The following is a 13,868-nucleotide window of genomic DNA, read 5'->3' on the forward strand; positions in this document are numbered from 1 at the left end:
AGGCCCATGGCCAAGCATGACAAGATTGGCAGGCGGCAATGGATACAAGGGGGTATGGGGGATGGATGAAAACCGGAAGCTGCGCGAACAGCTCATGCCGGCGCTCGAGTCGAAGTGCGATGAGTTTCGTCTTCTCGGCTATACGCAAGTGACGATGGACGGGCTGTGGGAATGTTTATGTTCCCGCAAGTGGAAACATCGGCCGGCGGAAAAAAAACTGCATGAGTTGGTCAGCGACATTTTCTCTCTTTCGCCGAGCGAGTATATGATGTTTTTGACGATGCGTTCGTATAAGCAGCAGGCGGCCGGCGATGATGAGTTGGAGCGGGTTTTAAAGGAATTGTTATAGTGGAAAATTGACACTTGCCGGCTGCTGTTTCATAATGGAAGGCGAGGCCAATGTTTTGCTTGGCGTTGCGGCGGACGGCGCCGAGGCAAGTTGAAGGAGGATCTTAAGGAGAATGGTAAAACGAAGCCGCATCGTCGCCTTTTTTCTGCTCCTGCTTTTGTTCGCCGGAGTGATGGGGCCGACGATTCAAGGAATTGTACATAACATCAAACTGGGCCTTGACTTGCAAGGCGGTTTTGAAGTGCTGTATGAAGTGAAGCCGGCCAAAAAAGGCGATAAGATTGACCAAGAGACGCTGCAAAGCACCGTCAGCGCGCTGAATAAACGGATCAACGTCCTTGGCGTCAGCGAGCCGCGCGTTGACATCGAGGGAGGAAACCGCATCCGCGTCCAGCTCGCCGGGGTGAAAGATCAAAATGAGGCGCGCGAAATTTTGTCCACGCAGGCGAAATTGACGTTCCGCGATGTCAATGACAACGTGCTTATGGATGGAAGCGACCTCGTCCAAGGCGGAGCGAAGCTGTCGTTTGATGAAAACGGCCGGCCGAGCGTCGCTCTGAAATTGAAAGACGCCGACAAGTTCCGCCAGGTGACGGAAAAAGTATATAAAATGGGGCCGCCAAACAACATTTTAGTCATTTGGCTCGATTTTAAAGAAGGGGTGGACTCCTACCGGAAAGAAGCGGGCAAAGCGGATCCGAAATTTATTTCCGCCGCTTCAGTCAACCAAGTGTTCAATCAGACGGATGTGTCGATCGTCGGCAATTTTACGGTCAAAGAAGCGCAACAGCTGGCCGATTTGCTCAATGCCGGCGCGCTGCCGGTCGAGCTGCATGAAATTTACTCCACGTCCGTCGGCGCTCAGTTTGGGAAAAACGCCCTGCAAAAAACGGTGTTGGCCGGCATCATCGGTATCGCTGCCATCTTCGTGTTTATGATTTGGTTTTACCGGCTGCCGGGAGTCATTGCCGTCATTACGTTGTCCGTCTATATTTATTTGATTTTGCTGTTGTTTGATTGGATGAACGGCGTCTTGACGCTGCCGGGCATCGCCGCTCTCATTTTAGGGGTCGGGATGGCGGTCGATGCCAACATTATTACGTACGAGCGAATCAAGGAAGAAATTAAGCTCGGCAAGTCGATGCTGTCGGCGTTTCGCGCCGGCAACCGCGGCTCGTTTGCGACGATTTTTGATGCCAACCTTACGACGATCATCGCCGGCGCTGTTCTTTTTATTTACGGGACAAGCTCGGTCAAAGGGTTTGCGACGATGCTCATCATCAGCATTGTCGTCACCTTCGTCACGGCGGTTTACGGCACGCGTCTGCTGCTCGGACTGCTTGTCTCGAGCCGCTGGTTGGATAAAAAGCCGGAATGGTTCGGGGTGAAACGGTCAGAGATCTTAAACATCGCTGAAACGACCGATGAAACGGAAGTGCCGACGAAGTTTGACCGCTGGGATTTTGTCAAACATAGCAAAAAGTTTTTCCTGTTCTCCGGCGCCTTGACGCTTGCCGGCGTCATTTCGCTGGCAGCGCTCGGGTTGAATCTCGGCATTGATTTTACAAGCGGGACGCGCGTTGAGGTGACGAGCAGCCAGCCGATCGATGCGAAAGAGTTGAGCGGCTATTTCGAGCGGCTCGGCTACAAGCCGGAGGATGTCGTCCTGTCCGGCACGGATGGGAAAACAGGCGTCGTCCGCTTGATTGGCGTGCTCGATAAGCAAGAAATTGCCAAGCTGAAAAATGAATTGAAGCAAGCGTATGGCAACGAACCAAACATCAGCACCGTCTCTCCGGTCGTCGGCAAGCAGCTGGCCCGCAATGCGCTCATTGCTGTGCTGATTTCCTCGATCGGCATCATTCTTTACGTGACGATCCGTTTTGAGTGGCGGATGGCGTTGGCGGCGATCGTCGCCCTGTTGCATGACGCCTTTTTCATTGTCACTGTGTTCAGCTTGACGCGTCTTGAAGTCGATTTGACATTCATCGCCGCGGTGCTGACGATCATCGGGTACTCGATCAACGATACGATCGTCACGTTTGACCGCATCCGGGATTTGATGAAAAAGCGGAAAGTGAAAACGGTTGACGACTTGAAGTATATCGTCAACCGGGCGTTGCAGCAAACATTTACGCGCTCGGTCAATACCGTATTGACCGTCTTGTTTACGGTCATCGCGTTGCTCATCTTTGGCAGCGAAGCGATCCGCAATTTCAACCTCGCCTTGCTCGTTGGACTTGTGTGCGGCGTCTATTCGTCGCTTTGCATCGCGTCTCAGCTTTGGGTCGTTTGGAAAGGACAGGAGCTCAAAAAAGGGAAAGGAGCCAAAAAAGCGGCGGCCGAGGCCGAACCGCAGGTGTAACAGCGCGCCGGAAAAGTGAATGTGCTTTTCCGGCGCCTTTTTTGTTCGGGGCAATGCTCGGGGCGAAAAATGGATACACTAACCGTCAGATGCAACATAGGCAGCGTGTGAGGCTGCTGAATGCAAAGGTGGGGGAGATGGCCATGGAACACGAACAGCGATTCAAGCAGGCGAAAACAGCAGCGGTCGTCGGCATCGCCGGCAACATGGCGCTCGCTGTCGTCAAGGCGGCCGTCGGCATATGGAGCCAAAGCCAGGCGTTAATTGCTGACGCCGCTCATTCGGCGTCCGATGTCGCCGGCTCGTTTGCTGTTTGGGTCGGGCTGCGCGCCGCGGCGTGCCCGCCGGATGAAGACCATCCGTACGGGCACGGAAAGGCGGAATCCATCGCCGCCATTATTGTGGCGGTTCTTCTGTTTCTCGTCGGGCTCGAGATCGGGCGTTCCGCGCTTGAATCCTTTTTTGCCCCGCTGTCTCCGCCGGGGGTCGCGGCCATTTATGTTCTGTTGTTGTCGATCGTTGTCAAAGAAGCGATGTTCCGCTACAAATACCGGCTCGGAAAAAAACTGCAAAGCGATGCATTAATCGTCAACGCTTACGAGCACCGCTCCGACGTTTTCTCTTCACTCGCCGCGCTCGCCGGCGTCGGCGCCGCCATTCTCGGCGGAAAATGGGGGATCGGCTGGCTTGTGTACGCTGATCCGCTTGCCGGGCTGTTCGTGGCGATTCTTGTGTTGAAAATGGCATGGGAGCTTGGACGCCATTCGATCCATACGGCGATTGACCACGTGCTGCACGAGGAAGAAACCGGCTATTTGCGCGAGGCGGTCTTGTCCATTCCCGATGTGCGGCAAATCAATGAGCTGCATGCACGAGAGCACGGCCATTACGTCATCGTCGATTTGAAAATCGCCGTCGATCCGCGCTTGACGGTCGAAGAGGGGCACCGGATCGGAAAGAAAGTGAAAGAAAAACTGCTGACGCTGCCGCGCGTCCGCAATGTCATGGTTCACATCAACCCGTACAACCCGGAAAAAAAACCGTAATGTCGTTGCCTGCCCTTTTCTCCTTTTTGTATAATAAGGAGAGTTGAGGTGGGAGACATGTTGAAAGCGAAAACGCGTTGGGAGGTGGAGCGCCTCGATGAGCAGGCGGTGAGGCGGCTGGCTGAGGAAGCCGGCGTCACGCCCTTATTGGCGAGGCTTCTCGTCCGCCGCGGGGTGCGGACGGTCTCGGAGGCGGCGTCGTTTCTCAATCCGCTTGAGCAATCGTTTCATGATCCGTTTTTGCTTGACGGGATGGAGCGCGCGATTCAGCGTCTAAAGCGGGCGATCGACGCGGGTGAACGCGTGTTGGTATACGGCGATTACGATGCCGATGGCGTTTGCAGCACGTCGGTGATGGTGAGTGCTCTCAAGGAGGCGGGAGCGTCGGTCGAGTTCTACATTCCGAACCGATTTACGGAAGGATACGGGCCGAACATGGCGGCGTTTCGCTCCGCAAAAGAGCGCGGCGTTTCCGTCATTGTGACCGTCGACAATGGGATTGCGGCGGTCAAGGAAATTGCGGCCGCCAACGAGTGGGGGATGGATGTCATCGTAACGGATCACCACGAGCCAGGTCCGGTGTTGCCGGAGGCGCATGCGATCATTCATCCGAAGCAGCCGGGAAGTACATATCCGTTTCGCGATTTAGCCGGCGTCGGCGTTGCGTTTAAGGTAGCCCATGCCTTGCTTGGGCGGGTGCCGCGCCATTTGCTTGATTTGGTGGCGATTGGAACGATTGCCGATTTAGTGCCGCTCGTTGGGGAAAACCGGATTCTCGCCGCCCAAGGACTTGAAGCGCTGCGAGAAACGAAGCGCGCCGGTCTGCGCGCCCTTTGGCGGCAATGCCGCATTGATGCGGCGGCCATCAACGAACAGACGGTCGGATTTGTCATCGCTCCGCGCTTGAACGCGGCGGGGCGCCTCGGCGGCGCCGACCCGGCGGTGGCGCTCTTAATGACGGACGATGAGGACGAAGCGGCGCAACTGGCGGCGGAGATGGACGAGTTAAACCGCGAACGCCAGCAGTTGGTGGCGCAAATTGCGGACGAGGCAGCCGAGATGGTGCGCCGTCAGTTTCCCCCTGAAGAACACCGCGTGCTTGTTGTCGCCGGCGAAGGGTGGAATGCCGGGGTCGTCGGCATTGTCGCCTCCAAGCTCGTCGAGCAGTTTTACCGTCCGGCGGTGGTGTTGGCGGTTGACCGGGAAAAAGGGATCGCCAAAGGGTCGGCACGCAGCATCCACGGGTTCGACTTGTTCGCCAGTTTGTCGCGGTGCCGCGACCTGTTGCCGCATTTCGGCGGCCATCCGATGGCCGCAGGAATGACGTTGGCGCTTGACGATGTAGAACCATTGCGGCGGCGGCTGAACGCCATCGCCGCGGAAACGCTGTCCGATGACGACTTGACGCCGCTGACGTTTATTGACGCCTCTTGTTCGGTCGCTGAGCTGACGCTCGACGCCGCCCGCGGGCTCGAACGGCTCGCTCCGTTTGGCGTCGGCAATCCGCGGCCGCTTGTTCTCATTGAAGGGGCGTCCGTTGAAACGATGCGGCGCGTCGGAGCGAACGGCGCCCATATGAAGGCGGTGTTTGCGCAGGAGGGCGCCTCAGTCGACGCCATTGGTTTTGGCCTCGGACCGCTGTGTGAGGAAATCGCCCCGGGGGCGCGCGTTTCGGCAGTCGGGGAGCTTTCCGTGAATGAATGGAACGGGCTGGCGAAGGCGCAGCTGTCGCTGTGTGATCTGGCGGTCAGCCACTGCCAGCTGTTTGACATCCGCGGCTGCCGCGACGTCCGTCCCTTTCTTGAGCGGTTGCCAAAAGAAAAGCGGCTGCTTGTCATGTTTCGCCAAGGAACGGGCGCGCGCCCTGATTTAGCCTCGTTTCGCGGGGAACTTCGCTGCGTGCTGACGGACGAAGAGGCGGGTGCGCTGGAGATTAGCGGCCGTTACGTTGTGCTGCTTGATTTGCCGCCGACGCTCGGGCGGCTTGCCGCCTTGCTTGGGGGCAAGGAGCCGGCGCGCATTTATGCGCTGTTCGCCCAGCCGGAAGCCCGATTTTTCCGTACGTTCCCGACGCGCGATCATTTTAAATGGTTTTATGCGCTGTTGCACAAATACCGTTCGTTCCCGCTTGCCGAGCGGGGCGGGCAATTGGCGCGCGCCCGCGGTTGGACGGAAGAGACCGTTCATTTTATGGCGAAAGTGTTTTTGGAGTTGGAGTTTATTACGGAGCAAAACGGCGTCATTTCGCTCGTCCGCGCGCCGGCGAAGCGCGATTTGCACGAATCGCCGACGTACCGCCGCTGGCGGGACGAGCTTGAGGTGGAGCAACAGTTATTATATTCTACTTATGAGCAGCTTAACCGCTGTTTGGCGGAAATGACACGTTCGCAAACGCACGAGGAGGCAAACGTATCATGGACTTAAAACAATACATTACGATTGTGCCCGATTTCCCGAAGCCGGGCATCATGTTTAAAGATATTACAACGCTGATGGACAACGGTCTGGCGTACAAATACGCGATCGACCAAATTGTTCAATATGCGCGCGAAAAACAAATCGATATCGTCGTTGGTCCGGAAGCGCGCGGCTTTATCATCGGATGCCCAGTCGCCTACGCGCTTGGCGTCGGGTTTGCGCCGGTGCGCAAGGAAGGGAAGCTGCCGCGCGAAGTCGTCCGTGTGGAGTATGGCCTGGAATATGGAACAGATGTCTTGACGATGCATAAAGATGCCATTAAGCCAGGGCAACGTGTGTTGATCACCGACGATTTGCTCGCGACGGGTGGGACGATGCGGGCGACGATCGATTTGGTGGAACAGCTCGGCGGAGTGGTGGCCGGATTGGCGTTTTTGATTGAGCTCACCGAGCTTGGCGGCCGCAAAAAATTGGAAGGCTACGACATTTTGACGCTGATGCAGTTTTAAACAGTCGACATTGTTCGCATCTTCGGATACAATAAAGAAAAAAGGGGCACTCACACATGAGTGCTCTTTCTTATTAACCGTATGAACGCAACGGACCTCTGTGCTTTGCAGCTTCAATTTTAATCGATTAAAAAGGTGATTCAACCCTATGGCCAATGAACAAGTGCTGACAGCGGAGCAAGTGTTTGAACGAGCGAGCTGCTATTTGTCGGAGCAGGATGTCGCCTTTTTGAAAAAGGCGTATGAGTTTGCCAAGCACGCCCACCGCGACCAATTTCGGAAATCGGGCGAACCATACATCATCCACCCGATTCAAGTCGCGGGCATTTTGGTGGACTTAAAGATGGACGCGACAACGATCGCCGCCGGGTTTTTGCATGATGTCATCGAAGACACTGAGGCGACAAAAGAAGACCTTGAGCGCGAGTTCGGCGCGGAAGTGGCGATGCTTGTCGACGGGGTGACGAAGCTTGGGAAAATTAAATATAAATCGCAGGAAGAACAGCAGGCGGAAAACCACCGGAAAATGTTTTTGGCCATGGCGCAAGATATCCGGGTCATTTTGATCAAGCTCGCCGACCGGCTGCACAATATGCGGACATTGAAACATTTGCCGGCCGAAAAACAGCGGCGCATTGCCAATGAGACGCTCGAAATTTTCGCTCCGCTCGCGCATCGGCTCGGCATTTCGAAAATCAAATGGGAGCTTGAGGATACGGCGCTTCGCTATTTAAACCCGCAGCAATATTACCGCATCGTCAATTTGATGAAGAAAAAGCGGGCTGAGCGCGAGCAATATTTGGAGGAAGTCATTCAAGAAGTGCGCGAACGGCTCAACGAAGTGCATATTCCTTGCGAAATTTCCGGGCGTCCGAAACATATTTACAGCATTTACCGAAAAATGGTAATGCAAAACAAACAGTTTAATGAAATTTACGATTTGCTTGCCGTCCGCATCATTGTCAACAGCATTAAAGACTGCTACGCGGTGCTCGGCATCATCCATACATGCTGGAAGCCGATGCCAGGGCGCTTCAAAGACTACATCGCCATGCCGAAGCCGAACATGTACCAGTCGCTCCACACGACGGTGATCGGCCCCAAGGGCGAGCCGCTCGAGGTGCAAATCCGCACATTCGAAATGCATCAAATCGCCGAGTTCGGAATTGCCGCTCATTGGGCGTACAAAGAAGGAAAGACAATCAAACCTAATTCATTTGAAGAAAAGCTGTCTTGGTTTCGGGAAATTTTGGAGTGGCAAAACGACGCGAGCAATGCCGAAGAGTTCATGGAATCGCTCAAGATGGACTTGTTTTCCGATATGGTGTTCGTTTTCACGCCAAAGGGCGACGTCATCGAGCTGCCAGCCGGGTCGGTGCCGATCGATTTCGCCTATCGCATCCATTCGGAAATCGGCAATAAAACGATCGGCGCCAAAGTGAACGGCAAAATAGTGCCGCTTGACTATAAGCTTCAGACGGGCGACATCGTGGAAATTTTGACGTCGAAACATTCGTACGGTCCAAGCCAGGACTGGCTGAAGCTCGCCAAGACGTCGCAGGCGCGCAACAAAATCCGACAGTTTTTCAAAAAACAGCGGCGTGAAGAAAATATCGAAAAAGGAAAAGAAATGGTCGAAAAAGAAGTGCGCAGCCTCGGTTTTGAACCGAAAGAAGTGATGACGGCGGACAACGTCAAGCGCGTTGCGGAAAAATTTAATTTTTCGAATGAAGACGATATGTATGCGGCAGTCGGCTATCATGGCATCACAGCGGCGCAAATCGCCCATCGGTTGACGGAAAAATGGCGGAAGCAGCGCGATTTGGAAGAGCAGGAGCGGAAGCTGGCCGAAGCCGTTTTTGAAGCGAAGCTGCCGGCTGGAAAAAAGCGCGACTGCGGCATCCGCGTCCAAGGAATGGACAACTTGCTCATCCGTCTGTCGCGTTGCTGCAACCCGGTGCCGGGGGATGAAATCATCGGCTTTATTACCCGCGGCCGCGGCATTTCCGTCCACCGCGCCGACTGCCCGAACGTCAAGACCGAAGAAGCGGCCGACCGGCTCATTGCGGTCGAATGGGAAAGCGGCACAGGCGGCGAGCGCGAGTATAACGTCGACATTGAAATCACCGGGTTTGACCGCCGCGGCTTGCTCAATGAAGTGCTGCAGGCGGTGAACGAAACGCGCACCGATATTTCCGCCGTCTCCGGCCGCTCGGATCATCGCCATAAAATTGCGACGATCCATATGACGATCGCCATTCATAATATCAGCCATTTGCAAAAAGTGGTGGAACGCATTAAGCAAATTCCCGACATTTATTCGGTTCAGCGCCTCATGAACAATTAGAGGCGGCGAAAGGAGGAAGACGATGAGAGCGGTCATTCAGCGGGCAAAGCAGGCAGAAGTCACCGTCGACGGCGAGGTCGTCGGGGCGATCGCCGCCGGGCTTGTGGTGCTTCTTGGCGTCACGCACGACGACACGGAAGCCGACGCCGCCTATTTGGCAGAGAAAATCGCCCATTTGCGCATTTTTGAAGACGAACAGGGGAAAATGAACCGCTCGCTGCTTGAGGTCGGCGGGGCAGTGTTGTCCGTGTCGCAGTTCACCCTTTACGGCGACTGCCGAAAAGGCCGGCGCCCAAACTTTATGGCGGCGGCAAAGCCCGACCATGCCTTGCCGCTGTATGAAGCGTTCAACGCCGCTTTGCGCGAAAGAGGCGTTCATGTAGAAACCGGCGTATTCGGTGCGATGATGGGCGTATCGCTCACAAACGACGGGCCGGTCACCTTGATCATCGACAGCAGCGAGAAACCGGGAAACCGATAAAGTTTCCCGGTTTCTTTTTTATTTTCGGCGAAAAATGGGAAAGATGAAAACAAGTGCGGCAATAAGAAAGGAGGAGCGCGATGCGGCAAACCAAAAGAGGCGAGCAGGCGCATCGGGCGGACGATGTGTTGTCCGCCGACTTTCACGAATGGGTGCGGCTCGAGGCCCAATATAGAGCGTTTGAGTTGGCATCCGAATTCGGTGTGGCGCCGAAAGACGTACAAATGTTGAAAAAACAGCAGCCCCGTCCGTAAACATGGCGAGTTGGAAGGAGCGCACGCGGCGTGTGGATGTTTCGTGGGCCGAGGCGGTGTAGCCGTTCAGACGAAACAGCTGCGAATGAGCGCTGCGCATCCGCTCAACACTGATCCGGATCGGTAGAGGAAAAAATCCATTGCATATGTATTGACAAACACATGCCCCTATATGATAATAAGTATTGGTTTAAAATTATTATAAACTAACAGTCACAGGAGGTAGATGAAGAATGTCACTCGTAGGGAAAAAAGTGCAACCATTCCGTGCCCAAGCGTATCACAACGGCGAATTCATTGAAGTGACAGAGCAAGACTTCATGGGAAAATGGAGCATCGTTTGCTTCTATCCAGCGGACTTTACGTTCGTCTGCCCGACGGAGCTCGAAGATTTGCAAGACCACTACGCGACGTTCAAAGAACTTGGCGTAGAAGTGTACTCGGTTTCGACCGACACTCACTTTACTCATAAAGCATGGCACGATACATCGCCAGCTATCGGCAAAATCGAATACGTGATGATCGGCGATCCTTCGCATCAACTGTCGCGCATGTTTGATGTGCTCGATGAAGAACAAGGATTGGCGCAACGCGGCACGTTCATCATTGACCCAGACGGCGTCATTCAAGCGGTGGAAATCAATGCGGACGGCATCGGCCGCAACGCCAGCACGCTGATTGATAAAATTAAAGCGGCCCAATACGTGCGCAACCATCCGGGTGAAGTCTGCCCGGCGAAATGGAAAGAAGGAGCGGAAACGCTGAAGCCGAGCCTTGACCTTGTCGGCAAAATTTAAGGGGGCTTAGGAGATGCTGTTGGATGCTGATATCAAGGCACAACTAGCTCAGTATTTGCAATTGCTTGAAAATGATATTGTCTTGACGGTAAGCGCGGGAGACGACAACGTTTCCCGCGATATGCTTGCTTTAATCGATGAATTAACGGCGATGTCGCCGAAAATCAAAGTGGAAAAAGCGAAGCTGGAACGAACGCCAAGCTTCAGCGTCAACCGGGTCGGCGAAAACACCGGCATCACCTTCGCCGGCGTGCCGCTCGGCCATGAATTTACGTCCCTCGTTTTGGCGCTGCTTCAAGTGAGCGGGCGGCCGCCGAAAGTCAGCCAAGACGTCGTGGACCGCATTCAACAAATCAGAGGCAAACATCATTTTGAAACGTACGTCAGCCTGACCTGCCACAACTGCCCGGACGTCGTGCAAGCGCTCAACATTATGAGCGTGTTGAACCCAGATATTTCGCATACGATGATCGACGGGGCGGCGTTTAAAGAAGAAGCGGAGCAAAAAGGGATTATGGCCGTACCGACGGTGTTTTTAAACGGCAAACTGTTCGCGAGCGGCCGCATGTCGCTTGAAGATATCCTCGCCAAATTAGGGAGTGCTCCGGACGCTTCTTCCTTCGCCAACAAAGAGCCGTTTGATGTGCTGGTGATCGGCGGCGGCCCTGCAGGTGCGACAGCAGCCATTTACGCAGCGCGCAAAGGCATTCGCACTGGCATTGTCGCGGAGCGCTTCGGCGGACAAATTTTAGATACGCTCGGCATTGAAAACTTTATCAGCGTCAAATATACGGAAGGACCGAAGCTTGCGGCCAGCATTGAAGAACATGTAAAGCAATACAACGTCGACATCATGAGCTCGCAGCGGGCAAAACGGCTCGAGAAAAAAGACTTGATTGAAGTCGAGCTGGAAAACGGCGCTGTGTTGAAAAGCAAAACCGTTGTCATCGCAACGGGCGCCCGTTGGCGCAACCTTGGCGTGCCGGGCGAGGAAGAGTTCAAAAACAAAGGGGTCGCCTATTGCCCGCACTGCGACGGCCCGCTGTTCGAAGGGAAGCACGTGGCGGTCATCGGCGGCGGGAACTCTGGAGTCGAAGCGGCGATTGACCTCGCTGGCATCGCCAGCCATGTGACGCTGCTGGAGTTCGCCCCTGAACTCAAGGCGGATGCTGTGCTGCAAAACCGGTTGTACAGCCTGCCGAACGTAACGGTGATAAAAAACGCGCAAACGACGGAAATCACCGGCACGGACAAAGTCAACGGCTTGACGTACATTGACCGGGAAACAGGAGAAGAACATCATATCGAATTGCAAGGTGTGTTCGTGCAAATCGGCCTTGTTCCGAACACCGAATGGTTGGGAGGAACGGTGGAACGGAATCGCTTCGGTGAAATTATTGTCGATAAACGCGGCGCGACGAACATTGAAGGCGTCTTTGCCGCGGGCGACTGCACGGACAGCGCCTATAAGCAAATCATTATCTCGATGGGCTCGGGTGCAACCGCGGCGTTAAGTGCGTTTGATTACTTGATTCGCCATTAAAGAGAGCCGAAGGTGGACCGCCTCTTCGATCCCATGAAGGGGCGGTTCAATGAATCGTCTCTCTTTTTTTACAACAAGGAGAAAAATGCGATGAGACATCAAGGTTTTTCTCTTTGCGAACAACCATGGATCACAGCTGCTAGGACAACTTGACAAACGGGCGAGATTGTCCGTAATATAAAATTACATCTTTCTCATACGGAACAACCGATGATGGAGAAAAGTAGTTAAGGTCCACATGGCCAGAGAGGAAGCGCCCAAGGCTGCGAGCGCTTCTCCATGATGGTTTAACGAAAGACACTCCGTAGGTTTCCCTTTGAACGCGCTTTGCGCCAGTAAAGGGGAACGTGTGCCATGCGTTAATGGCGACAAGCGGAAGCCGGATCGGCTTCAATTAGGGTGGCACCGCGGGAATGACGCTCTCGTCCCTATGATCATGGGGACAAGGGCGTTTTATTTTGGGCAAAGGAGGATGAGCATGGCTTTTCAAATTCCAAGAGGGACACAAGATGTGCTGCCGGGTGACTCGGAAAAATGGCAATATGTCGAGCACATTGCCCGCAGCCTCTGCAGCCGGTATGGGTATCAGGAAATCCGGACGCCGATTTTTGAACATACGGAGCTTTTTTTGCGCGGCGTGGGGGATACAACGGACATTGTGCAAAAAGAAATGTACACGTTCGAAGACAAAGGGGGGCGCGCGCTGACGCTCCGCCCGGAAGGAACGGCGCCGGTTGTCAGAGCGTTTGTCGAGCATAAGCTGTACGGCAGTCCGAACCAGCCGCTGAAATTGTATTACAGCGGGCCGATGTTTCGCTACGAGCGTCCGGAAGCGGGACGGTTCCGCCAGTTCGTCCAGTTCGGCGTCGAGGCGCTCGGCAGCAGCGATCCGGCGATTGACGCCGAGGTGATGGCGCTAGCGATGCATATTTACGAAGCGCTTGGCTTAAAACGGATCCGGCTTGTCATGAACAGCTTGGGCGACCTTGACAGCCGCCGGGCGCACCGAGAGGCGCTTGTTCGCCATTTTTCAAACCGCATCCACGAGCTGTGCCCGGACTGCCAGACGAGGCTTCATACGAATCCGCTCCGCATTCTCGACTGCAAAAAAGACCGCGATCATGAGCTGATGGCGACGGCGCCGTCGATTTTAGACTATTTAAATGACGAATCGCGTGCCTATTTTGAGAAAGTGAAACAATACTTGACAGCGCTCGGCATCCCGTTTGTCATCGATGCGCGGCTCGTGCGCGGGCTTGACTATTACAACCACACGACGTTTGAAATTATGAGCGAAGCGGAAGGATTTGGCGCGGCGGCGACGCTGTGCGGCGGCGGGCGTTACAACGGGCTTGTCCAAGAAATCGGCGGTCCGGAGACGCCGGGCATCGGCTTTGCCTTGAGCATCGAGCGGCTGTTGGCCGCCCTTGACGCCGAAGGAGTGGAATTGCCGGTGGAGAGTGGGCTTGACTGCTATGTCGTCGCTGTCGGTGAGCGGGCGAAAGACGAGGCGGTCCGCCTCGTTTATGCATTGCGCCGCTCCGGATTGAGGGTCGATCAAGATTATTTGGGTCGAAAATTGAAGGCGCAGCTGAAGGCCGCCGACCGGCTTGGGGCATCGTTTGTCGCCATTATCGGCGATGAAGAACTCGAGAGACAGGAAGCGGCGGTAAAGCATATGGCGAGCGGCGAGCAAACGAATGTACCGCTCGGCGAGTTGGCGCACTTTTTGCATGAACGGATCGGGAAGGAGGAGTGA

Annotated in this window: 11 protein-coding genes and 1 other annotated feature; all 11 genes read left to right on the top strand. The window is 54.8% G+C overall.

Features of this window, described 5'->3' with window-relative positions:
• Positions 1–61 precede the first annotated feature (61 nt).
• The 11 genes from ETC02_RS04515 (at position 62) to hisS (ending at position 13,868) form a co-directional block, all read left to right on the top strand.
• A complete protein-coding gene (locus ETC02_RS04515) occupies positions 62–349 on the top strand; it encodes a post-transcriptional regulator (RefSeq protein WP_013524218.1) in 288 nt (95 codons plus the stop codon).
• A 112-nt stretch (positions 350–461) separates the two neighbouring features.
• Positions 462–2,714, top strand: a complete 2,253-nt coding sequence (secDF, locus tag ETC02_RS04520) for a protein translocase subunit SecDF (protein WP_050367600.1) — start codon at positions 462–464, stop codon at positions 2,712–2,714.
• A gap of 137 nt (positions 2,715–2,851) precedes the next feature.
• Positions 2,852–3,760, top strand: a complete 909-nt coding sequence (locus ETC02_RS04525) for a cation diffusion facilitator family transporter (protein ID WP_171698089.1) — start codon at positions 2,852–2,854, stop codon at positions 3,758–3,760.
• Positions 3,761–3,817: 57 nt separating this feature from the next.
• Positions 3,818–6,184 (top strand): single-stranded-DNA-specific exonuclease RecJ, encoded by a 2,367-nt coding sequence (gene recJ, locus ETC02_RS04530; RefSeq protein WP_171698094.1) that lies wholly within the window; start codon positions 3,818–3,820, stop codon positions 6,182–6,184.
• A complete protein-coding gene (locus tag ETC02_RS04535) occupies positions 6,175–6,687 on the top strand; it encodes an adenine phosphoribosyltransferase (protein ID WP_033014788.1) in 513 nt (170 codons plus the stop codon). Before recJ ends, ETC02_RS04535 begins: the two co-directional genes overlap by 10 nt.
• 148 nt (positions 6,688–6,835) lie before the next feature.
• Complete coding sequence (locus tag ETC02_RS04540; RefSeq protein WP_050367598.1) at positions 6,836–9,034, top strand: RelA/SpoT family protein; 2,199 nt, start codon at positions 6,836–6,838, stop codon at positions 9,032–9,034.
• 22 nt (positions 9,035–9,056) lie between these two features.
• The gene (dtd, locus tag ETC02_RS04545) at positions 9,057–9,515 is read left to right on the top strand and encodes a D-aminoacyl-tRNA deacylase (protein WP_171698090.1); all 459 of its coding nucleotides are present in this window, start codon (positions 9,057–9,059) and stop codon (positions 9,513–9,515) included.
• Positions 9,516–9,595: 80 nt separating this feature from the next.
• Complete coding sequence (locus ETC02_RS04550; RefSeq protein WP_015375481.1) at positions 9,596–9,769, top strand: hypothetical protein; 174 nt, start codon at positions 9,596–9,598, stop codon at positions 9,767–9,769.
• A gap of 233 nt (positions 9,770–10,002) precedes the next feature.
• Complete coding sequence (gene ahpC / locus ETC02_RS04555; protein ID WP_013144645.1) at positions 10,003–10,566, top strand: alkyl hydroperoxide reductase subunit C; 564 nt, start codon at positions 10,003–10,005, stop codon at positions 10,564–10,566.
• A 13-nt stretch (positions 10,567–10,579) separates the two neighbouring features.
• Entirely contained in the window at positions 10,580–12,109 is a 1,530-nt protein-coding gene (ahpF, locus tag ETC02_RS04560) for an alkyl hydroperoxide reductase subunit F (RefSeq protein WP_050367596.1), read from the top strand.
• A gap of 201 nt (positions 12,110–12,310) precedes the next feature.
• Positions 12,311–12,542, top strand: a binding site (T-box leader).
• 45 nt (positions 12,543–12,587) lie between these two features.
• Positions 12,588–13,868 carry a histidine--tRNA ligase gene (gene hisS / locus ETC02_RS04565; protein ID WP_050367595.1) on the top strand — a complete coding sequence of 427 codons (1,281 nt, stop codon included), beginning with the start codon at positions 12,588–12,590 and terminating at the stop codon, positions 13,866–13,868.

It is taken from the genome of Geobacillus sp. DSP4a, assembly GCF_013096875.1.
In the GTDB taxonomy this organism is placed as follows: Bacteria; Bacillota; Bacilli; order Bacillales; family Anoxybacillaceae; genus Geobacillus; species Geobacillus thermophilus.